The 22,174-nt window shown below is 61.6% G+C and carries 23 protein-coding genes; 7 read left to right on the top strand and 16 right to left on the bottom strand.

Annotation, left to right across the window (positions count from 1 at the left end; translation table 11 throughout):
- Positions 1-42 precede the first annotated feature (42 nt).
- Entirely contained in the window at positions 43-672 is a 630-nt protein-coding gene (locus GM655_RS00115) for a dihydrofolate reductase family protein (RefSeq protein ID WP_155432632.1), read from the top strand.
- 63 nt (positions 673-735) lie between these two features.
- Here the strand turns inward: GM655_RS00115 and GM655_RS00110 are convergent, their stop codons facing one another.
- From GM655_RS00110 to GM655_RS00100, 3 genes are read right to left on the bottom strand one after another with little or no spacing between them, the layout of a single operon-like run.
- Complete coding sequence (locus GM655_RS00110) at positions 736-2,214, bottom strand: NAD(P)(+) transhydrogenase (Re/Si-specific) subunit beta (protein ID WP_155432631.1); 1,479 nt, start codon at positions 2,212-2,214, stop codon at positions 736-738.
- On the bottom strand, positions 2,211-2,531 hold the full coding sequence (locus GM655_RS00105; protein ID WP_155432630.1) for a proton-translocating transhydrogenase family protein: 321 nt from the start codon (positions 2,529-2,531) through the stop codon (positions 2,211-2,213). The genes GM655_RS00110 and GM655_RS00105 overlap by 4 nt, the downstream gene beginning before the upstream one ends.
- Before the next feature lie 11 nt (positions 2,532-2,542).
- A complete protein-coding gene (locus GM655_RS00100; protein WP_155432629.1) occupies positions 2,543-3,655 on the bottom strand; it encodes a Re/Si-specific NAD(P)(+) transhydrogenase subunit alpha in 1,113 nt (370 codons plus the stop codon).
- A gap of 326 nt (positions 3,656-3,981) precedes the next feature.
- Here GM655_RS00100 and GM655_RS00095 point away from each other — a divergent pair, with 326 nt between their 5' ends.
- Positions 3,982-4,479, top strand: a complete 498-nt coding sequence (locus GM655_RS00095; protein WP_155432628.1) for an NUDIX hydrolase — start codon at positions 3,982-3,984, stop codon at positions 4,477-4,479.
- A gap of 117 nt (positions 4,480-4,596) precedes the next feature.
- Positions 4,597-5,703: a tRNA 2-thiouridine(34) synthase MnmA gene (gene mnmA, locus GM655_RS00090; protein WP_155432627.1), complete on the top strand. Its 1,107-nt coding sequence runs from the start codon at positions 4,597-4,599 to the stop codon at positions 5,701-5,703.
- Between the two features lie 39 nt (positions 5,704-5,742).
- On the opposite strand, the gene GM655_RS00085 is transcribed toward mnmA, so the two are convergent.
- The 6 genes from GM655_RS00085 to GM655_RS00060 all read right to left on the bottom strand — a co-directional run bounded on the left by GM655_RS00085 (position 5,743) and on the right by GM655_RS00060 (position 10,258).
- Positions 5,743-6,204: a response regulator gene (locus tag GM655_RS00085; protein ID WP_155432626.1), complete on the bottom strand. Its 462-nt coding sequence runs from the start codon at positions 6,202-6,204 to the stop codon at positions 5,743-5,745.
- Between the two features lie 15 nt (positions 6,205-6,219).
- Complete coding sequence (locus GM655_RS00080) at positions 6,220-7,005, bottom strand: 5'-3' exonuclease (protein WP_155432625.1); 786 nt, start codon at positions 7,003-7,005, stop codon at positions 6,220-6,222.
- A 94-nt stretch (positions 7,006-7,099) separates the two neighbouring features.
- The gene (locus GM655_RS00075; protein ID WP_155432624.1) at positions 7,100-7,771 is read right to left on the bottom strand and encodes a glutathione S-transferase family protein; all 672 of its coding nucleotides are present in this window, start codon (positions 7,769-7,771) and stop codon (positions 7,100-7,102) included.
- Between the two features lie 2 nt (positions 7,772-7,773).
- Positions 7,774-8,085 carry a DUF6587 family protein gene (locus GM655_RS00070; protein ID WP_155432623.1) on the bottom strand — a complete coding sequence of 104 codons (312 nt, stop codon included), beginning with the start codon at positions 8,083-8,085 and terminating at the stop codon, positions 7,774-7,776.
- A gap of 1 nt (position 8,086) precedes the next feature.
- Positions 8,087-9,988, bottom strand: coding sequence for a ferrous iron transporter B (gene feoB / locus GM655_RS00065; RefSeq protein ID WP_155432622.1), 1,902 nt, complete (start codon positions 9,986-9,988; stop codon positions 8,087-8,089).
- A gap of 3 nt (positions 9,989-9,991) precedes the next feature.
- A complete protein-coding gene (locus tag GM655_RS00060; protein ID WP_155432621.1) occupies positions 9,992-10,258 on the bottom strand; it encodes a FeoA family protein in 267 nt (88 codons plus the stop codon).
- 211 nt (positions 10,259-10,469) lie between these two features.
- On the opposite strand from GM655_RS00060, the gene GM655_RS00055 reads away from it, so the two are divergent.
- The 3 genes from GM655_RS00055 (at position 10,470) to bfr (ending at position 12,067) form a co-directional block, all read left to right on the top strand.
- A complete protein-coding gene (locus GM655_RS00055; RefSeq protein WP_371866663.1) occupies positions 10,470-10,760 on the top strand; it encodes a (2Fe-2S)-binding protein in 291 nt (96 codons plus the stop codon).
- Between the two features lie 10 nt (positions 10,761-10,770).
- Positions 10,771-11,460, top strand: coding sequence for an energy transducer TonB (locus GM655_RS00050; protein WP_155432620.1), 690 nt, complete (start codon positions 10,771-10,773; stop codon positions 11,458-11,460).
- Positions 11,461-11,593: 133 nt separating this feature from the next.
- A complete protein-coding gene (gene bfr, locus GM655_RS00045) occupies positions 11,594-12,067 on the top strand; it encodes a bacterioferritin (protein ID WP_155432619.1) in 474 nt (157 codons plus the stop codon).
- Between the two features lie 66 nt (positions 12,068-12,133).
- On the opposite strand, the gene GM655_RS00040 is transcribed toward bfr, so the two are convergent.
- The 6 genes from GM655_RS00040 to GM655_RS00015 form a co-directional block, all read right to left on the bottom strand.
- Complete coding sequence (locus tag GM655_RS00040; protein ID WP_155432618.1) at positions 12,134-13,474, bottom strand: MFS transporter; 1,341 nt, start codon at positions 13,472-13,474, stop codon at positions 12,134-12,136.
- Positions 13,471-14,412: a PfkB family carbohydrate kinase gene (locus tag GM655_RS00035; protein WP_155432617.1), complete on the bottom strand. Its 942-nt coding sequence runs from the start codon at positions 14,410-14,412 to the stop codon at positions 13,471-13,473. The genes GM655_RS00040 and GM655_RS00035 overlap by 4 nt, the downstream gene beginning before the upstream one ends.
- 2 nt (positions 14,413-14,414) lie before the next feature.
- Positions 14,415-16,280: an alpha-amylase family protein gene (locus tag GM655_RS00030; RefSeq protein ID WP_155432616.1), complete on the bottom strand. Its 1,866-nt coding sequence runs from the start codon at positions 16,278-16,280 to the stop codon at positions 14,415-14,417.
- Positions 16,270-18,561 carry a TonB-dependent receptor gene (locus GM655_RS00025; RefSeq protein WP_155432615.1) on the bottom strand — a complete coding sequence of 764 codons (2,292 nt, stop codon included), beginning with the start codon at positions 18,559-18,561 and terminating at the stop codon, positions 16,270-16,272. Before GM655_RS00025 ends, GM655_RS00030 begins: the two co-directional genes overlap by 11 nt.
- A 234-nt stretch (positions 18,562-18,795) precedes the next feature.
- Complete coding sequence (locus GM655_RS00020; protein ID WP_155432614.1) at positions 18,796-19,848, bottom strand: LacI family DNA-binding transcriptional regulator; 1,053 nt, start codon at positions 19,846-19,848, stop codon at positions 18,796-18,798.
- A 1-nt stretch (position 19,849) separates the two neighbouring features.
- Positions 19,850-20,461: a glutathione S-transferase N-terminal domain-containing protein gene (locus tag GM655_RS00015; RefSeq protein WP_155432613.1), complete on the bottom strand. Its 612-nt coding sequence runs from the start codon at positions 20,459-20,461 to the stop codon at positions 19,850-19,852.
- Positions 20,462-20,598: 137 nt separating this feature from the next.
- On the opposite strand from GM655_RS00015, the gene purB reads away from it, so the two are divergent.
- Positions 20,599-21,975 (top strand): adenylosuccinate lyase, encoded by a 1,377-nt coding sequence (purB, locus tag GM655_RS00010; RefSeq protein ID WP_155432612.1) that lies wholly within the window; start codon positions 20,599-20,601, stop codon positions 21,973-21,975.
- Positions 21,976-22,083: 108 nt separating this feature from the next.
- Here the strand turns inward: purB and GM655_RS00005 are convergent.
- On the bottom strand, positions 22,084-22,174 hold a 91-nt coding region (locus tag GM655_RS00005; protein ID WP_155432611.1), incomplete at its 5' end, for an IS3 family transposase.

Below are 22,174 nucleotides of genomic sequence, written 5' to 3'. Positions count from 1 at the left end.
TACACTCTGTCAGATCACCAACCATACCGCCGGAGTCGCATCATGAGCAAAGTTTTCGTCAACATCGGCCTGAGCCTCGATGGCTATATGGCGCCGGAAGGCATGACCATGGACGACCCCAGTTACAAAAACTGGGGCGCGAAATGGGGGGCGTTGATGGCCTGGCTGATCAATCAGCAATACTTCCGCGACAAGCTGCAATTCGGCCCCGGCGGTGAAACGGGCGCCGTCAATGAAATGGTGCGCCACACCTTCGAACGCACTGGCGCCAACATACTCGGCAAGCGCATGTTCGATCAGGGCGAAGTAAGCTGGCCGGAAGAAGCACCATTCCACACCCCCGTCTATGTACTCACCCACGAGAAACGGGAACCCTGGGTACGCCCCGGCGGCACCACCTTTTATTTCATCAACGAAGGCCCTGAACGTGCACTCGAACTGGCGCGCGCAGCCGCCGGCGAACGCGACATCCGGATATCCGGCGGCGCCGACGTAATCCAGCAATATCTGACTCTGAATCTCATTGACGAACTGGAGATCGCTCTGGCTCCCGTCCTGTTTGGCGCTGGCCGGCGCCTGTTTGAAAACCTGGGCGAAACAGCGTCCCAGTTCCGCATAGACTCCGTACTGAACGGCACACACGCCACCCATTTGCGCTACGTGCGCGCATAAAAAAAACGGAACCCTGATCTCTCAGGGCTCCGTACTCTTGCAGCCGGCAAGCAGGCGTATGCTTTACTCGACCGCCTTCACCATATCCTCGATGACTTTCTTGGCATCGCCAAACACCATCATGGTGTTTGCCTGATAGAACAGCTCATTATCCAGACCGGCATAACCGGAAGCCATGGAACGCTTGTTGACGATGATGCTCTTGGCTTTGTAGGCTTCCAGAATCGGCATGCCGGCAATCGGCGAGTTCGGATCTTTGGCCGCCGGATTGACCACGTCGTTCGCGCCCAGAATCAGCACCACGTCGGTCTGACCGAACTCGCCATTGATGTCTTCCATCTCGAACACCTGATCGTACGGCACTTCGGCTTCCGCCAGCAGCACGTTCATGTGGCCCGGCATACGGCCTGCCACCGGGTGGATCGCATACTTCACGTTGACGCCCTTGTGGGTCAGCTTCTCGACCAGCTCTTTCAGCGCGTGCTGGGCGCGTGCCACGGCCAGACCGTAGCCCGGTACGATGATCACGCTTTCCGCATTCGCCATGATGAACGAAGCATCATCAGCCGAACCGGATTTGACGGGACGCTGTTCTTTCGCTGCGCCGCTACCAGCTTCCGCGGGTGCTCCACCGAAGCCACCCAGAATCACGTTGAAGAACGAGCGGTTCATGGCCTTGCACATGATGTAGGACAGAATCGCACCGGACGAACCCACCAGCGAACCGGCGATAATCAGCATCGAGTTATTCAGCGAGAAGCCGATACCGGCAGCCGCCCAGCCCGAATACGAGTTCAGCATCGACACCACCACCGGCATATCCGCACCGCCGATAGGAATGATGATCAGCACACCGAGCACGAAGGCAATCGCCGTCATGATCAGGAACGGCAGCCATGCCGGCGTTGCGCCGCTATCGAAGCAGAACACCAGACCCAGACCCACCATGGCCAGCGCCAGCAACAGGTTGAGCATATGCTGGCCGGCGAAATTGACCGGCGCGCCCTGGAACAGACGGAACTTGTATTTGCCCGACAGCTTGCCGAACGCGATCACCGAACCGGAGAACGTAATCGCACCGACGAAGGTACCGATGAACAGTTCGATACGGTTACCGAACGGCAGCGCTTCGCCCGCCTGCGCAATGCCGAAAGCCTGCGGCTCCGACACGGCAGCCACCGCGATACACACAGCGGCCAGACCGATCAGCGAGTGCATTGCTGCGACCAGTTCCGGCATCTTGGTCATCTCGACTTTTTTCGCCAGCACGGCACCGATGCCGCCACCGACCACGACACCCAGCGCCACCAGCGTGAAACCGCCGGCGCTGCCGTGGCCCGCTGCTGCCGCTGCAGCAGCCATGGCCTGCAGCTTGAAGATCAGTGCCACCGTGGTGACAAACGCGATGGCCATACCCGTCATGCCGAAAGCATTACCGGCACGCGCCGTGGCCGGCGAGGACAGGCCTTTCAGCGCCTGAATGAAGCATACCGAAGCGATCAGGTACAGCAGGGTGACCAGATTCATGGAGATACCGCTCATGCCTGCTCTCCCTTGTTAGCTGCGGCCTTAGGCGCCTTCTTCTTGAACATTTCCAGCATGCGCTGGGTCACCAGAAAACCGCCGAACACGTTGACGGCTGCCAGTGCCACGGCGACAGTACCGGCCACCTGCCCCACCAGACCTTCGGTCAGCGCGGCAGCCAGCATGGCGCCCACGATGATGATGGCCGATACGGCATTGGTCACGGCCATCAGCGGCGTATGCAGCGCAGGCGTCACGGTCCACACCACGTGATAGCCCACATAGATGGCCAGCACGAAGATGATCAGATTGATGATGGTATGGCTCACTTCCATAAAACCTCCTTTTATTTTCTCAGCAGTTCGCCGCCGCTGCACAGCAGCGTGGCTTTGAGGATTTCGTCTTCGCGGTCGATCACCAACTGGTCTTCCTTGTTGATGATCAGCTTGAGGAAGTCGAGCACATTGCGCGCATACAGCGCCGAGGCATCGGCCGCCACCAGCGTTGCCAGATCGGGCTGGCCGACGATGTGCACGCCGTGGCGCACCACCGTTTCGTTCAGCACGGACAGCGGGCAGTTGCCGCCCTGCGCGACGGCCAGATCGACAATCACCGAACCCGGTTTCATGGCTTTCACGGTGTCTTCGGAAATCAGCACAGGCGCTTTGCGGCCCGGGATCAGCGCGGTAGTGATGATGATGTCGGCCAGCTTGGCACGTTCATGCACCAGCGCGGCCTGACGTGCGAGCCAGTCGGCCGGCATAGGACGGGCATAGCCGCCCACACCCTGCGCGATTTCCTTCTCTTCGTCGGTGAGGAAAGGCACGTCGATGAATTTGGCGCCCAGCGATTCCACCTGCTCTTTGACGGGTGGACGCACGTCGGACGCTTCGATCACGGCGCCCAGACGCTTGGCGGTAGCAATCGCCTGCAGACCGGCCACGCCCACGCCCATGATCAGCACGCGCGCCGCTTTCACGGTACCGGCCGCCGTCATCAGCATAGGCATGAAGCGCTGGTAGGTATTCGCGGCCACCATCACCGCCTTGTAGCCGGCGATGTTGGCCTGCGAGGACAGCACGTCCATCGACTGCGCGCGCGTGATGCGCGGCACGGCTTCCAGCGCAAACGCCTGCAGGCCGGCGGCTGCCATGGCAGCGTTGTTGTCGGCATCAAAGGGATTGAGCATGCCGATCAGCACCGTGCCAGCCTTCATCAGGCCGCGCTCCGCTGCATCCGGTGCGCGCACCTTGAGCACCACTTCCGCGCCGTATGCGTCGGCCGCTGTGCCGATCTGCGCACCGGCTGCCACATACGCCTCGTCGGTCACCGATGCGGCCAGACCGGCGCCAGCCTGCACGATCACACTGTGCTTGGCCGCCAGCTTCTTGACGGTTTCGGGCGTCGCCGCAACCCGGGTTTCGCCCGGCCGCGTCTCGGCCGGTATGCCTATTCTCATGCTGCCTCCCAAAGATTAATAAACTGACTAGAATCTAACACGGATTGCTGGGGCTGCACGCGGCAGAGTTCCCCCCTCGATGGCCCCATCATACTTAATACGTATTTATCAATAAATGCCGCATTTATCACTACATTTATTACAAAATGTCATCTATTGCTGTTAAAACACTTAATCTAGCGCAAAGAAGGCTGCTCCAGCGTACTCTTCTGGCTAAAGTTTGCGCTATTTCAATGTCGCTTCCATGACACGCAGCGAGAGCAGCGCCTAAACGGGCGAGCCCGAGTAAAAACAGGCTAAAATGTCGGCTCTTTCAAGGATCGCCTATGCCACGTATCTGGAAACCCTCTGTCACTGTTGCCGCCATCGTCGAAAAGGATGGCAAATTTCTCGTTATCGAAGAACAGACTAGCGATGGCATCCGCATCAACCAGCCGGCCGGTCACCTCGACCCGCACGAATCGCTGGAACAGGCCGTGATCCGCGAAACGCTGGAAGAAACCGCGCACGATTTCACCCCGACCGCACTGGTCGGCATGTATATGTCGCGCTACACCTCCAACCGCACGGGCGAAGAAGTCACCTATCTGCGCTTCACCTTCTGCGGCGTGCCGGGCCAGCAGCATGACCGCCCGCTCGACGATGGCATACTGCGCACCATGTGGCTGACGCGCGACGAACTGGCTGCCTGCGCCGAACGTCACCGCAGCCCTACCGTACTGCAGTGCGTGGACGAATATCTGGCTGGCCGCCGTGCGCCGCTGGAACTGCTGCAAACCCACGCTTCGGTCTTCCTGTCGGCACCGGACAGCAGCCACGGCTGACAACAGCGCGCGCACAGCTCGCAGGCAGCGGCAGGACCGCTGCCGCTGGCGTTATAGCTGGTGCTATGGCAGCGACGGCAACATAGATATTGATATAAACAGTTTTCAGGAAATAACATGAGCAAGAAAAAAGTCGTGATCGGTATGTCTGGCGGGGTCGATTCCTCGGTCTCGGCGTGGCTGCTCAAGGAACAGGGCTACGAAGTAGTCGGCCTGTTCATGAAGAACTGGGAAGATGACGACGACAGCGAATACTGCTCCACCCGTCAGGACTGGATCGATGCGGCCAGCGTGGCCGACGTGGTCGGCGTGGATATCGAAGCCGTCAACTTCGCCAGCGAATACAAGGACCGCGTGTTCGCCGACTTCCTGCGCGAGTATCAAGCAGGCCGTACGCCTAACCCCGATGTGCTGTGCAATGCCGAAATCAAGTTCAAGGCCTTCCTCGACCACGCCATGACGCTAGGTGCCGACCTGATCGCCACCGGCCACTATGCGCGCGTACGCGAACGCGCCGGCCAGTTCGAACTGCTCAAGGCGGTCGATCACACCAAAGACCAGAGCTACTTCCTGCACCGTCTGAATCAGGCGCAGCTATCCAAGACCCTGTTCCCGCTCGGTGAAATTCCGAAGACGGAAGTGCGCCAGATCGCGGCCAAACTGGGCCTGCCGAACGCCACCAAAAAGGATTCCACCGGCATCTGCTTCATCGGCGAGCGTCCGTTCCGCGAATTCCTGAATCGCTACCTGTCCTACCGTCCCGGCCCGATGAAAACCGACGATGGCCGCGTGGTGGGCGAACACGTGGGCCTGAGCTTCTACACGCTAGGCCAGCGCAAAGGCATAGGCGTGGGTGGTCTGAAGGCCTACAAGAAGGAAGATGGCAGCAGCGATGCCTGGTATGTGGCGCGCAAAGATGTAGCCAACAACACGCTGTACATCGTGCAGGGCCATGACCACCCGTGGCTGCAATCGGCCAGCCTGACGGCCGATACGGCTAGCTGGATCGCCGGCCATGCACCGGACAGCCGCATGCTGGCTGCCAAGACGCGCTACCGTCAGGCCGATGTGGCTTGCGAACTCACGCCGCAAGGCGAGAGCGATTTCGCGCTGCGCTTTATGGACCCGCAATGGGCTGTCACGCCGGGCCAGTCGGCGGTGATCTACGATGGGGAAGTCTGCCTTGGTGGTGGCCTGATTGCCGGCTCCACGCTGGCTGGCTAAGCAGGCAAGCCGCGCATGCGCGGCGGCCTGCTTGAAGAATTAGCTGGCGGCGTCCGCGCCGCCGGCTTCGCCCTCGGCACCCTTGCCGTCGCCGTCCGACGCTGCGGCATCGCGTGCCATGGCGGCACGCTGGCGTTTGACCATCGTGATGACGGTATTGCGGATGGTGTTGAGTACCGTATCGGCCTTGAACGGCTTGACGATGAAGCCGTGCACGCCCATGGCGTGCGCTGCCTGTATGGTGGCGGCATCGAATTCGCTCGACACCATGAAAATCAGCGTCTTGGGCCAGTTGGTTTTGATTTCGCGCACGATCTCGTCGCCGCTTTCGATCTGTTCGCGTGAAATGCAGATCAGGTGCGGCTGGTGCTTGATCAGCAGCGCCAGCCCGTTGGCGCAAGTGTGCGCCTGTCCCACCACATCGTAACCGCCCTCCACCAGCACCGTATTGAGCAAGCCGCGTGCGACGGCACTGGTATCGATAATCACTGCTTTTAACATCTTGCCTACCCTGTTCTAAACCCCGTTGGGGCCGGACCACGCCAGCATATTCCAGCTCACGCCCAGCCGCACGTCGGTTTTTAATTCCACCAATTGTCTGGAAAGATACAGCATTTCCTTCTCTTTTCGTAGCGTTATCCCCAGCCGGTCCTGCAGGATGCCGGCGCCGGCGAGTATGCCGTCCAGTGTGCCGTAGGTGCGCAGCAGCCGTGCTGCCGTCTTCACGCCAACCCCGGAAACACCCGGAATGGAGTCGGCCGGATCGCCCATCAGCGCCAGCAGATCAGCCAGTTGCGCCGGCACCACACCCCACTTGGCTTCTACCCATGCAGCATCGTGCCACACGCCTTTGAACGGGTCCCACAGCAGGGCACCCTGCGCGATCAGGCTATGCAGATCTTTGTCGGTACTGGCCACATAGGCTTCGCCGCGCCCTTCGGCCAGCCAGCGCTGCACGGCCGTGGCCAGCACGTCGTCGGCTTCCACCCCTTCGATGGCCAGCAGCGGCCAGCCCTGCGCCTGCAACTGCGCCTGCCATGGCGCCAGCGCGGTCTTCAGCACTTCGGGCATGGGGGTGCGGCCAGCGCGATAGCCTGCGTAAAGATCATGGCGCCAGGTCGGGCCGCCCGCATCGAAAGCCAGTAGCACATGGCTGGGCACGTGCTGGCGCAGCAGCTTGTGCAGCGCCGACTGGGCGTAGCGCAGCGCCGTCAGGGCCTTGTCGGCGCTATCGGGTTCGGGGCTGGCCTCGTACATGCGGCGTACGATGTTGAGGCCATCGATGGCCAGCAGTCTAGCCATGGCAGCAAAAGAAATCAGGAACTCTCACGGCGCCATTGTAACGTAGCGCCGCAGGTGCCAGAACTGGTACCAGAACAGATGCCAGTTCAGGGGCTTACTTGAGCAGTTCGTAGGGGCCGCCACGCTGCAGCGCACGCTGGAAGGCGGGACGGCTATGGATGCGCTGCAGGAAGTCCATCAAGTGGGGACGGCTGGCATTCAGGCCGGCACGGGCTGCGGCGGCTTCCAGCGGGAAGCTCATCTGGATATCGGCCGCACTGAATTCGGCCCCGGCAAACCACGGGCGCTGTGCCAGCTCCCGTTCCAGATAATCGAGATGGCTGGCGATCTGCGGCAGGATGTAGCTGCCCAGTACCTTGCGAGCGATCGCCCGCGCAATCGGCTTGACGAAGAATGGCGCAGGGCTGCTCTCGACACGGTCGAACACCAGTTTCATCAGCAGCGGCGTCATGGCCGAGCCTTCGGCGTAGTGCAGGAAATAGGTCCAGCGGCGCTGCTCCGGCGTACCGGCGGCCGGCTTCAGACGGCCCTGCCCATAGGTATCGAGCAGGTATTCGACGATGGCGCCCGATTCGGCCACCACCACTTCGCCATCCGTAATCACGGGCGACTTGCCCAGCGGGTGAATCGCGCGCAGTTCGGGCGGCGCCAGCATGGTCTTGGGGTCGCGCTGATAGCGCACGATCTCGTAAGGCAGACCGAGTTCTTCCAGCAACCACAGCACGCGCTGCGAACGGGAGTTGTTCAGGTGGTGGACGATAATCATGATCAGCGCTGTACCTGCAGCATGATGACGCGGGCCGACGGCTTGCCCGAAGCGCCGCCGCCGCCCTGCCCGGCCGCCCCGGCGGAAGTGCTGCCAGCTTTGCCTTGCGGGCCGCTATCGCAGCCACCGCAGCTACCGCAGCCATCGCCGCAGCCTTCGCGCACACCGAGCAGGCGGGCCAGCAGCGCCGCACTCACACCGCGCTGCGCCAGGGCATTCGCCCAGCCGCGCCGCAGCGCTGCAGGCAGATAGCGCCGGCACACATGCAGCAGTGCCAGCACAACGATGACAGCAACGATCAGGTTCTGCAGCATCTCAACCTCCGGCCAGCGCCAGTGCAACGCGATAGGTAATAAACGAGGCCGAGTAGGCCAGTACAAACATATAGCCGGCCATCAGCAACGGATAGCGCAGGCTGTTGGTCTCGCGCCGGACCACGGACAGCGTGGACATGCACTGCGGTGCGAACACATACCATGCCAGCAGCGACAGTGCGGTAGGCAGCGTCCACGAACCGGCGATAATGGGCGTGAGCGACTGGGCCAGCTCGTCGCCGCTCTGCGACAGCGCGTACACGGTGCCCAGCGCACCGACCGCCACTTCGCGCGCGGCCAGACCCGGCACCAGCGCAATGCAGATCTGCCAGTTGAAACCGATAGGCGCGAAGATGTATTCGAGACCGCGTCCCAGTATGCCGGCCAGGCTGTAGTAGATAGGCGGATGCGTCGCGCCTTCCGGCGCGCCGGGGAAGGTGCTGAGGAACCACAACAGCACCATCAGCGTGAGGATGATGGTACCGACACGGGTGATAAAGATCTTGCAGCGTTCCCACAGGCCCAGCGCCAGATTCTGCAGGTGCGGCCAGTGGTAGGACGGCAGTTCCAGCATCAGCGGTTGCTGGTGGTTGGCACCCATGCTGCGCTTCATGAAGTAGGCCACCAGCATGGCCGACACGATGCCCGTCACGTACAGGCCAAACAGTACCAGCCCTTGCAGACTGACGAAGCCGCCCACTTCACGCTCGGGAATGAAGGCAGCAATGATCAGCGCGTACACGGGCAGACGCGCCGAGCAGGTCATCAGCGGCGCGATCATGATCGTCACCAGCCGGTCGCGCGGATTCTGGATGGTGCGTGCCGCCATGATGCCGGGAATCGCGCAGGCAAAGCTGGACAGCAGCGGAATGAAGGCACGCCCCGATAAACCCACGCCGCCCATCAGGCGATCGAGCAGGAAGGCTGCGCGTGGCAGATAGCCGCAGTCTTCCAGCACGAGGATGAAGAAGAACAGAATCAGAATCTGCGGCAGGAACACCAGCACGCTGCCGGCACCACCGAGTATGCCTTCCACCAGCAGGCTGCGCAGCAGACCATCGGCCATGGCGTTTTTCACCATGCTGCCCATGCCATCCACACCATCCTTGATCAAGTCCATCGGCACGGTGGCCCAGCTGAACACAGCCTGGAATACGCAGAACATCAGCACGGCCAGAATAATCGGCCCCAGTACCGGATGCAGCACGATGTGGTCGATCTTCTCGCTCAGATTGCCGCGGTCATCTTTTTCATGGCAGGCCAGTGCGAGGATGCGGCGCACTTCGCGCTGGGTCTCTTCCACGCTGACGGTATCGATCACGTCGAGCGACTTGGGTGCGGCTTTTTCCGTCAACACCATGGCATCGAGTGCCTGCACCAGCGCGCGTTCGCCACCGGCCTGCACGGCCACGGTAGCCACCACCGGCATGCCCAGTTCCTGCGCCAGCCGCGCTTCGTCGATCACGATGCCGCGCTTGCGCGCCACGTCGACCATGTTCAGCGCCAGTATCATGGGCAGGCCCAGGCGTTTAATCTCCAGCACCAGCCGCAGGTTCAGACGCAGATTGGTGGCGTTCACCACGCATACCAGTACGTCCGGCACGGACTCGCCTGCGCGCTTGCCGGCCACCACATCGCGCGTGATGGCTTCATCCGGCGTATGCGCGGACAGGCTGTAAGCACCGGGTAGATCAAGTAAACGATAGGCGCGGCCCTCGGGCGAAGTGAAACTGCCCTCTTTGCGTTCGATGGTCACACCGGCGTAGTTGGCCACTTTCTGGCGTGCGCCCGTGAGGCGGTTGAACAGCGCGGTCTTGCCACAATTGGGATTACCGAGCAGCGCCACCATGGGCGCAGCAGTGACAGCGGCGGGAGCAGCCGCCCGTGTTTCGACGACAGCCATAACTTATTCCGGTTGAATTGATACCAGTGCCGCTTCGAAGCGACGCAGCGCGAAGGTGGCATTGCCTACCTTGATCGCCAGCGGCTCGCCACCGGGCATACCGCGCTTGAGCATGCGGATCTGTTCGCCCGGTACAAAGCCCAGCTCCATCAGCCGGCGCGCCAGCGTGGCGCCATCATGCTGCGGGGTGCCGGGGGCGATATGGACCACGGTGGCCTTGGCGCCCACCGGCAGCGTATCGAGAGTAATCAGAGGAACAGCATGCGTCATGGCGAAATCCGTTCAAAACGCCGCCGGGCCCGTGCCGCAGCGGCTTTCCTGCCTGCCCACGCCCCGGTAATGAGCGGTTCCAGCCGGAAATAACATGAGTCTATTATAAACCGTAATGCGAATTACTTCTATTTGCGCTTGCATGCCGCAGAAAACTGAGGCACACTACCGGAAATGATAATGATTCGCATTAAGTGAACGAATTACAACAGTGCCAGTCCGGCATCGCGCCTGCGGCACCGTCACCATCGAACTCAGGACTGAAGGTAATACCATGATCGTCTGTGTCTGCAACAACATCTCCGACCGCGAAATCCGCATGGCCATCGAGCTGGGCTCCGACTCCGTCGAAGCACTGCAGCGCGATCTGGGCGTGGCCACCTGCTGCGGCCAGTGCTTAGCTTACGCCAGCGAGCTGCTGAACAAGACGCTGGCCCAGAGTGCGCCGCTGCAAGAGACTGTGCTGCAACGCCAGACCGTCGGCAGCACTTGCAGCAACTAAGGGGGACGCCATGCACACCCTCAGCTTCGACAGTTACGACCAGTCCCACGAGCACGATCACGCGCGCTGGCGCAAGCTGGCGCCCATGGCCGCCATCGTGGCCGGCCACGCGCTGATGTTCTATCTTTTCCACACCGGCATGCTGCGCGAAGCCGCCCATGCCGTGCTGCCGAATATCGTCACGATCAATTTCGTCCCCGCCGCCGAGCCCGTCAAACCGGCCACCCCGCCCGTGCTGCCTAGCGCGCCTATGCCAGTGGCGCAGGTGACCGTGCCGCCGCTGCCGCCGGTCGCCATCGCCGCCAGCGAGCCGACCATCAGCGTCGCGCCGTCGCCCGCGCGCAGTACCGAAGCACCGGCCAGCAGCACCAGCGTCGCCGTGGCCGCCGTCGCCAGCACGCCGGTAGCGGCCGCCGGCACGCCGAAAACCGTGTCCACCGTCGAATACCTGCGGGCACCGCAAGCCATCTACCCGCACAGCTCGCGCCGTCTGGGCGAAACGGGCGTGGTCATGCTGCGCGTGCTGATCGGCGAAAAAGGTCAGGCCGAGCAGGTGGTGGTGCAGAAATCCTCGGGCTACTCGAATCTGGACGAAGCCGGCCGTCAGGCGGTGTTGCGCGCCCTCTACAAACCGTACATCGAAGACGGCAAGGCCATCGCGGTGTACGCGCTGGTGCCGATCAACTTCCAGCTGGGCTAAACCGGCACGGCCCGATCTATCCGGGCAGCAACTTGACCCAAGTCATTTTTGATGACTGCGATCAGGCTGGCCCCAATTTGCCTGCAACGTGGCAAAATAGGCGTATTCCTCCACCACGATAAGAGAGAACGCCATGAAAGGTGATCCGGAAGTAATCAAGCAGCTCAATGCGCAGCTGACCAATGAACTGACCGCCATCAACCAGTATTTCCTGCATGCACGCATGTACCGCCACTGGGGTCTGAGCCGCATCGCCAAGAAGGAATACGACGAGTCCATCGGCGAGATGAAGCACGCCGACAAGCTGATCGACCGCATCCTGATGCTGGACGGCCTGCCTAATTTGCAAGCCATGCACAAGATCATGATCGGCGAGAACACGGAAGAAATGCTGGGCGCCGATCTGGCGCTGGAACAGGGCGCCCAACTGACTGTCAAAGCCGGCATCGCTGCTGCCGAGAAGGCCGCCGATTATGTGTCGCGCGACCTGCTGCTGGAGATACTCGACGATACGGAAGAACACATCGACTGGCTGGAAACCCAGCTCGATCTGATCGCGAAAGTCGGCATCCAGAACTATCTGCAAAGCCAGATGCACGACGAGTAAAACAACAACGGCCAGCTTGCACAGCTGGCCGTTGTACTTTCAGGGCGCAATCCGCCGCAGCGCCAGCTAATGGGAAGCGCGCCCCATGGCCGGCTGCCCCGGCGCAGCGCTATCGGCCGACTTGACCTTGACGGCCAGCACGGCCAGCGCACCGCACAGCATCAGCGCCCCCGCCAGCCGGATCACATTTTCCGGATTCCCGCCCAGCAGACTCTGGTAGTACAGCGGCAGCGTGAAGATCTGGATGATCATGGGGATCACAATGAACATATTAAAGATGCCCATGTAGACCCCCGTGCGTTCGGGCGGGATGCAGCCCGCCAGCATCACATACGGGTTGCCCATGATGCTGGCCCATGCCAGCCCTATGCCCACCATGGGAATGAACAACAGCAGCGGATTGTGGATCTGCGGGATCAGCAGCATGCCCACGCCGGCCAGCGCCAGACAGACGCTGTGGCTGCGCTGCGGACCATAGCGGCGCGTGAACGGCACCATGGCCAGCGCACCGACAAACGCCACCGCGTTGTAGAACGCGCCCACCTGCCCGGTCAGCAGCCCCGCATCGCGGAAGCCTTGGGAAGCGGGATCGGTGCTGCCGTAGATGGTGGTCGCCAGCGACAGCATGATGTACTGCCAGTAGCAGAACATGGCGTACCACTGAAACAGCTTGACCCACGCCAGCTGCTTCATGGTGTCCGGCATTTCGCGAATAGCGCTGGCTACATCGGCCAGCGTGTGGCGCCAGCCGGCCGGCTGGGCGCGGATGGCCGCCAGTTCGGCAGGCGTGAGCGGCAGTTCCGGCGTAGTCTTCAGCGTCCACAGGATGGAGCTGATGGAGAAGATCGCCCCGATCACAAACGCCACGATCACGATGTGGGGAATGTGGTGGCTGTTGACGGCATCCTTGTTCATGCCGGCCCACACCAGCAGAGAAGGCGTCAGATAGGCCAGCGTCTGGCCCAGCCCCGTGAAGGCACTCTGGGTCAGGAAGCCCAGCGAGTGCTGGGACGGATCGAGCTTGTCGCTGACGAAGGCGCGATACGGTTCCATCGTGACGTTGTTGGCTGCATCGAGTATCCACAGCAGGCTAGCGGCAAACCACAGCGTAGGGCTGAACGGCATGGCCAGCAGACCGAGGCTGCACAAGATGGCGCCGATCAGGAAGTAAGGCGTGCGGCGGCCCCAGCGCGTGACCGTGCGGTCACTCATGGCGCCGATCAGGGGCTGGACCAGCAGGCCCGTCATGGGACCGGCCAGCCACAGATACGGCAGGCTGGCTTCGTCGGCGCCCAGATATTTGTAGATCGGACTCATGCTGCTTTGCTGCAGCCCGAAGCTGAACTGAATACCGAAGAAACCGATATTCATATTGATGATCTGCCAGAACGACAGGCGCGGCTTCATGCCTGCACTCCCTGCTGCCACGCGGCCAGCCATGGCCTGTAGAAGGCCAGATCGGCCGGCACCGCGCCGGCAATGCCGCAGATGGCGCCGGCAAAGGCATTGGCGCGGTCCAGCGTCAGTGCCAGCGGCCAGCCCTGCATCTGCCCGTACAGGAACACCGAAGAAAACGCATCGCCCGCGCCCACCGTATCGACGATCTGCATCGGCGCGGCCACCGGTGTGCTGGTGGTCACCACGCCGTCGCTGCCGAAGTGCATGGCACCGCGCTCGCCCAGCGTGACGATCATGCCCTGCAGGCGGAAGGTGCGCATCAGATTTAGGCAGGCGTCTATCATCTCCCGGCTATCCATGGCGCTGGTGCCGGGCTGGGTATGGGTGTACCAGCGGAACAGGTCTTTCAGTTCATCCTCGTTCACCTTCAGCACATCGGCCAGATGCAGCGATTCGAAGGCGCAGCGTTCCGTCACCTGCCCTTCGCGCACATTCAGGTCCAGATAGCGCTGGGCTGGCGTGGTTTCCAGCAGCGCGCGCAAGGTGCCGCGCGAGCACGGATGGCGTTGTGCCATGGTGCCGAAATAGATGGTGGCCGGCGCGGCCTGCCTGAGCGCCGTCAGCGCCGCCGAAGCTTCCACATAATCATAGGCCTGATCGGGCAGGATGATGAAGCGGTGGCCGCCATCGTTGCGCTCCACCACTACCCGCCCCGTCGGCGCGACAGGATCGCTCTGCAGGCCGGCCTCGCTCATGCCGAAACGGGAAAACTCGCTACGCAGCAGCAGCCCGTTCTGATCCTGCCCTACGCGGGTGATCATCAGCGTGGCCGCACCGAAAGCGGCCAGATTACGCGCCACATTGAAGGGCGCACCGCCGACTACCTGCTCGGTGAGAAAATCATCGACCAGTGCTTCGCCGAACACGGCGATGGTTTGTAGACTCATGTTTAATCTTCTCCGCGTTCCAGCCAGTGCAGCGCATACGGCGCCAGCGTGATGGTGCCGCCCAGTATGGCGCCACTCAGGCAGTCAGTCCAGCTTCCTGCCAGCGTGTAGTGCTGCGCGCTGGCGCTGAAGTTCATCAGGGCGCGGAAACGCTCGCCGCGGGCCAGCGCCAGCACGCCAGCCGGCGCATCGTCCAGCAAGCTACGCGGGGCGTCGGCTGCCAGTGCAGCATGGGTCTGGCGTGCCCGCACCAGCGCCGTCAGCGCCTGATACATGCGTCCCGCCGGCGTGGCGCCATCGTGCCGCTGCAGCCAGCGCTGTCGGTCGAAGCGGGGCCGCTGCAGCCAGCGGCTATCCATCGCATGCTGCGGACGCTGCAGATAGCTCTCGTCATTTTCCATCGCCAGCTCGTCGCCCATGTACAGCACGGGCAGCGCGCCGAAGCTCAGGGCCAGACCGTGCAGCAGCAGCATGCGGCGCATGGCCATTTCGCGCTCCTGCTCCGTCCGTGCCGACTGCAAACCGGTCAGCGCGGCGGCCATGCCATTGCTGCCATGGGCCGCATTCGGGTCGCTGCTCTGGAAGGCGGCGCCGCGTGCATAGCTGCCTTCGGCGCCGCTGAAGAAGCGCGCCACCCGTGCCAGCCGCTGTGCGCTGTCCACGCTGTCGGCACCAGCTTCGGCACGCAGCACATTCCAGCCGATATCGTCATGGCAGCGCACATAGCTGAGCCACGTGGCCGCAGGCGGCAAGGGCGGCGTATTGGCGATCACCGCGCACAGCACTGCGGTATTCTGTTCGGCCAGCCCCACCCAGCCCGCCGCCATCAGGCTGCTGTGATAGGCGATATGGCATTCGGCCGCGTTAGCGCTACCGAGATAGGCCGGCAGTTCGCGCGTCGGCACGATGGCTTCGGCCTTCAGCAGCACACCCGGTGCGACGATGTCGACGATGGCGCGCAGTGCCTGCAGCAGCTGGTGTGCTTCCGGCTGGTTCATGCTGTTGGTTCCCAGCCGCTTCCACAGGAAGGCCGTGGAATCGAGGCGGAACACTTCTACGCCGCGATTGGCCAGCCGCAGCAAGGCCTGCGCCATTTCCGCAAACACGGCAGGGTTGGCGTAGTTGAGGTCCCACTGGTAGGGATAGAAGGTGGTCCAGACCCAGCCACCGGCAGCTTCCACATGGCTGAAGTTCCCCGGCGCCACTTGCGGGAACACCTGCCCCAGCGTGGCTTCGTACTGGTCCGGCAGGCTGCGCTCGGAGAAGATGTGGAACATCGCCCGCGCCTGTGCATCACCGGCCTTGGCGGCCTGCGCCCACACATGGTCGTCGGCCACGTGGTTGAGTATGAAGTCGGAACACAGGCTGATGCCGGCATCGCGCAGCGCCGTGGTCAGTGCTTCCAGATCGGCGTTATTACCCAGCGCCGGTTCCACATCGTCGAAACTGGTGACGGCAAAACCACCGTCGTTTTCACCTGCGCGCGCACGCAGGAAAGGCAGCAGGTGCAGATAGCGCACGCCCAGTTCCTGCAGATACGGGATCTGTTCGCGCACGCCGGCCAGCGTGCCGCCGAAATTATTCACATAACTGCAGTAGCCCAGCATCTGCTGGCTAAGAAACCAGTCCGGCTGCGCTGCACGTTCCGCATCGAGCGCCTGCAGGGCAGCCGGGCGCGCTGCGTACAGCGTACCCAGACTGGCCATCAGTGCGCCATACCAGCTCTCGAAATCGGCCCGCTCGCCGTACAGGCCGGCCAGCAGCCGGTGCAGCGTGGGAGCCGCTGCAGCCAGCCGCTGGGCCGCCTGCGGCCGCAGCGTTTCCGGCAGAACCGCCAGCAGGCGGTCCGTCATCACATTAGAAGGCATAAGTCAGGCCAACTTTGGCAGCACGGCCGTTGATCGAGCGGGCCGCATGGCCGTCGCCTTCAACTTCGGTGTAGCCGATCTTGTTAAACAGGTTGTTGACGCTGAACGACAGCGTGGTCTTGGGCGACAGACGGTAGTTGACGAAGGCATGCACTACCTGATAGCCGTCCATCTCGATGGTGTGTCCATCATCGCCCCACGACTTGCCGGTGCCGATCAGGCTGGCGCCGAGCGTGACATCGCCGAAGTCATAGCTAGGCATGATCTGGTACACCACCTTGGCCTGACGGCGCGGCGTGTTGCCGATATTGGCCACATCCGCTGCTGCCGTGCCGACGATCTTGGCATCGGTGTAGGTCATGCCGCCGGTGACGCGGAAGCTGCCCTGGGTGTAAGCGCCTTCCAGTTCCACGCCCTTGGCGTCGTACTTGTTGGAAGTGCTCTTCTGGGTGGTGGCTTCGTAGTTGCTCTCGTCGGTCTTGGCCTGGAACAGGGTCACGAAGGTGGAGACACCGCCACTGCGCCATTTCACGCCACCTTCGATCTGCTTGACGGTGTTGATGTTGATCGGTGCGCTGCCATCGAGCGGCGTACCGAACAGGATACGGTCGGCATTGAAGGCTACGCCATCGCTGACGCGGGCGAACGCTGCCAGATTATTCGTGATGCGGTAGTTACCGCCCACCGAATAGGAGTTGTGGTTCATCTTGTAGTCCACCATTTGCATGGTGGCAGCCTCGTAGCGCTGGCTGCCATTGCTGAGGGTGGCAATATTGGCCGTGCCGCTTGCAGTCTGGCGATCCTGACGTACGCTGGCATCCACATTCAGTGCGCCCACTTCATAGCCCACGTTCAGGTAAGGCGAGGTGAGTTTGTATTCCATGTCCACCGCGCGCGAGCAGCAGCCGCCCCATGCCGGGCCAACCAGACCGGGCGTGGTGCTGGCCGTTTTCAGCAGGGCCGGTTTGTCGCCGCTCGCTTGCAGCAGGTATTCGTTAAAGTTCCAGGTCAGGCCCAGCTTCTGCGTCGACAGGTACAGGCCGGCCGTGGTGGTCAGCTTGCTGCCATCGGCCAGCGCAAAGGTCTTGGCCAGCTTGGTGTCGTTCAGGGTATTGCCGGCATCGTCGATCGAGGTGTTGAATACCACCGCCGAAATAGCACGGCCCTTGTAGGTCTGGCCTTTGTTCGGGCCGGTGGCAAAGGTGTAAGTGCCTACCGTGCCGTTATTGGCAGGGAACACGCCGGCAAAGCGGCCGCTGTTGGTGGAAGTGCGGAATTTGTCGCTCAGGTTCCAGCCATCGCCCAGATCGAACGAGCCTTCCAGACCGATGGAATCGCTTTTCACTTTCAGGCCGTCGTTGACATTGGTCGATACTGGCGTGTTGTTCTTGCCCAGCGCAACATCGCGCACCCAGTATGGCGAGTAGAACGATACGCTGCGCGGGTCGATGCCCGGCAGTTCCTGGATTTTCTTGTTCACGACCTGCACCGGCACTGGCAGTGCCGTCGGCGCCTTGTCGTCCAGATGTTTGAACGACAGGCGGATGTAGCCATTGTCCAGCTGATGGGTGATATTGCCGCGAATCTGGCCGCCGTCTTCCGTCTTCATGCCGGTATTGCGCACGCCTTCGCCGGTACGGTAGCTACCGCCGATGAAGAAGCGGGTCTTGTCCGAAATCGGGGCGCCGTAATCGAAGTCCAGCCGGGTTTCATCGTAACCGAGGCCGCGGCTGACACCGATATGGCCGCCCTTCTCTTCACCCGTTTTGGTGATGAAGTTGATGATGCCGCCCGGGGCATTGGTCGCCAGCGTAGAGGCCGAGCCGCCGCGTACCACTTCAAGGTGATCCAGCGTGCCGTCGATCTTGATGTAGCTATCGGGCGTGATGAAATTGAAGTCGCCCGATTGCAGCACCGGCAGGCCATCTTCCTGCATCTGCACATAGCGCGCACCGCCGGCGGAAATCGGCACACCGCGCACAGTGATATTGGCATTGCCTTCACCGCCAGATGATTCGGAACGTACGCCCGGTACGGAGCGCAGCACTTCGGCGGCGCTCAGCGGCGCGCCGTTCTTGATGACGTCCCCTTCCACGGTACTGATGGAGACACTGGTTTTCATTTTCGACGAGCCGGTGGTGCTGCCCGTCACCACCACTCGTTCCATGTTCAGGCCATCGTTGGCCGGAACGGCTTCGTCGGCATGTGCGCCAGCCATGTGCAGCACTGCGGTAGCAACAGCGGCGGCAATGCCGCACAGTTTGAAAGTGCGAGTATCCATTTTGTCTCCAGTATCGTTGTTGTGATGGTCGAATTTGCTCTGCACATTTGCTGAGCAGATGAGGCATTATGGGCTGATTCAAAAATTTATGCAATCGATTGCATTATGCGATGCAACACGTTAATCCGGGCTAGACCGTCAGAGGGAAAACCTTATCATTCCTAGGTTAACGACGAAAGAAAGGGAGTTTTTTATTGCGCCGCAGCAGAAAATTTATGCAATCGGTTGCATAAATCAGACACTAGCGCTGCTCTCGCGCACCATCAACTGGGTCGGCAACTGTAGCGACGGCGCCGGACGGCCTTCGATCAGCTCCAGCAGCGAAGCCACCAGTGCCCGCCCGGCCGCACGTATGGGCTGGCGGATAGTCGACAGGGGAGGATGGAAATAGGTCGACAGCTCGATATCGTCGTAGCCCACCACCGCGATCTGGCGCGGCACCTCCAGCCCCTGGGTGCGCAGGGTGTTAATCGCCGTCATGGCCAGCAAGTCGCTACCGGCAAAGATGGCGTCGAAGCGCACATCCCGTCGCAGTAACTCCTGCACGGCCTGGCGGCCGCTATCGGGCAGGAAGGCAACCGATACCTGCAGCGCCGGATCGATGGCCAGACCGGCGCGCTGGAGCGCCTGGCAATAGCCTTCGTAGCGCTGCCCCACTTCGGGCAGGTTGATATCGCCAAAGAAGGCGATGCGCTGGCGCCCCTGCTGTAGCAGATGGCTGACGGCCAGATCGCCGCCGGAGACATTGTCGCCGCCGACGGTGCAGTACAGCTGCTGCGGCAGCTGCGCGCCCCACACCACGATGGGCACATGGCGCGCGGCCAGCTGGTTCAGCTGATCATGGTGGCGCCACTGGCCAATCAGCACGATGCCTATCACCCGGCCCGTATCGAACGGCGCCGCGGCGGCATCGAGTTCTTCCGCATCGACGCGCGACACCAGCATGTCGAAGCCCTGCTCCGTCAGCGCATCGGCCAGACTACCGAGCATGGACAGGAAGAAGGGGTCGGACAAATGCTGGCGCGTGGCCGAGTCATACGGAATCACCACACCGATGGTGCGGTTCTGTTTCAGGCGCAGGTTCTGCGCGCCGATATTGATGGTGTACTTGAGCGAACGCGCCAGCTCCATGATGCGGGTACGGGTTTCCTCGTTGACCAGCTTGCTGCCGGCCAGCGCCCGCGACACAGTCGAAGTGGATACCCCCGCCAGCCGCGCAATGTCGGCCATCTGCAGACGCTGTTGGGACGGGGTATTCGGCACTTCCGGTGGCGTGTTGGCACTCATCTCAGGCTTGCGGAATCGTATCCTTGAAAGACTGGCGTTCGGACAGCTTGTCGTACAGACGCGCCAGATTCGGATGGCTGCCACGCCAGTCGATTTCCGGGAAACGGAAGCTGAGCCAGCCCAGCATACACCCTACCGCCACGTCCGCCAACGAATAATGGATGCCGGCGCAATAAGGCGATTCGCCCAGCCGCGCCGCCACCACTTCCAGCCCCTGATGGACTTTGCGCATCTGCCGTTCTATCCACTGCTCGCTCTGCAGTTCGGGCGGACGCTGGGTACGTTCGAGTCGCACCAGTATGGCAGCATCGAGCACGCCATCGGCCAGCGCTTCCCAGCACTTGATGTCGGCCCGTTCGCGGCCATTAGGCGGCAGCAGCTTGCACACTGGCGTCAGCGTATCGAGGTATTCCACCATCACGCGCGAGTCGATCAGGACGTCGCCATCTTCCATGATCAGGCTAGGCACTTTACCGAGCGGATTGAGTTGATCGATGGTCGTGTCGGCGGCCCACACATTTTCCAGCACGAATTGGTAATCCAGCTTTTTTTCTGCCAGCACCACGCGCACTTTGCGCACATAAGGACTGGCGAGGGAACCGATGAGTTTCATAAATGCTTAAAGTGGTCGATCAGACTTCAGTATAACATCGGCGGATCGGCGGGATGAGCGGCGGCCAATGGTAAAATCACGTTTTTCGCATTTCCGCGTTGTTGGCCTTCTTATTAACTCCCGCCTTCTAGTCCATCATGACCACTACTCCTTACTCCACGCTGTCTGCCCTGTCGCCGCTCGATGGCCGCTACGCCGGCAAAACCGATTTGCTGCGTCCCATCCTGTCTGAAGCCGGCTTCATGCACCACCGCGTCAAAGTAGAAATTTCCTGGCTGCAAGCATTGTCGCAAGCCGGTTTTGCCGAGATCCAGCCGTTCTCGGCGGCCGGCAACGCCCTGCTGGACAAGCTGGCCAGCGACTTCAGCGAACAAGATGCCGCGCGCATCAAGGAAATCGAAGCCGTGACCAACCACGACGTGAAAGCCGTGGAATACTGGCTCAAGGAACAGGTCAAGGATGTGCCGGAACTGGTGGCTGCATCGGAATTCATCCACTTCGCCTGCACCTCGGAAGACATCAACAACACTTCGCACGGCATGATGCTGAAGGCGGCACGTGACCAGGTCATGCTGCCTGCGCTGCGCAACGTTACCGCCAAGCTCAAAGAAATCGCGCTGGCCAACGCCGACCTGCCTATGCTGTCGCGCACCCACGGCCAGACCGCCAGCCCGACCACGCTGGGTAAAGAGATGGCCAACGTGGTAGCCCGTCTGCAGCGCGCCATCGTGCGCATCGAGCAGGTGGAAATCCTCGGCAAGATGAATGGCGCTGTTGGTAACTACAACGCCCACCTGTCGGCCTACCCATCGTTCGACTGGCCGGCCTTCTCCAAGGCCGTGATCGAGCAGCGTCTGGGTCTGGTGTTCAATCCATACACCATCCAGATCGAACCGCACGACTACATGGCCGAACTGTTCGACGCCTTCGCGCGCGCCAACACCATCCTGCTGGATCTGAACCGCGACATCTGGAGCTATGTCTCGCTGGGCTACTTCAAGCAGAAACTCAAAGCGGGCGAAATCGGCTCGTCCACCATGCCGCACAAGGTCAACCCTATCGACTTCGAAAACTCGGAAGGCAATCTGGGTCTGGCCAACGCCGTGCTGAAACACCTGTCGGAAAAACTGCCAGTCTCGCGCATGCAGCGCGACCTGACCGATTCCACCGTACTGCGCAACATCGGCGTGGGTCTGGGCTACACCCTGCTGGCCTACGATAGCTGCCTGCGCGGCCTGAACAAGCTGGAAGTCAATCCGCAGCGTCTGGAAGCCGATCTGGATGCCAACTGGGAAGTGCTGGCCGAGCCCGTGCAGACCGTGATGCGCCGCTACGGCATCGCCAACCCATACGAGCAGCTCAAAGAACTGACGCGCGGCAAAGGCATCTCCAAAGACGCGCTGCGCGAATTCATCACGGGTCTGGCGATCCCACAGGAAGCCAAAGACCTGCTGCTGCAGATGACCCCAGCCAACTACACGGGTATCGCTGCCCAGCTGGCCAAAGCCATCTGATCTGCCCCGTAAAAACTGCCGAATAGCAATTCCGGCAACAACTTGCTATACACTAGCCCCCGCGACCACCGTTTGAACTGACCCCAAATAGTTGGACGGTTTAGTTTGCTAGGCAGCCAAGGGCTGAGTCCTATATTGCACAGGACTCAGCCCTTTTAATTTGAGTTTGATGCGGTCGTGATTGTAATAGTGAATGTAC

The organism is Pseudoduganella danionis (genome assembly GCF_009720775.1).
GTDB classification, from domain to species: domain Bacteria; phylum Pseudomonadota; class Gammaproteobacteria; order Burkholderiales; family Burkholderiaceae_D; genus Rugamonas; species Rugamonas danionis.
Note: the sequence above shows the minus strand (reverse complement) of the source record. Positions and strands in the feature narration are given on the sequence as shown.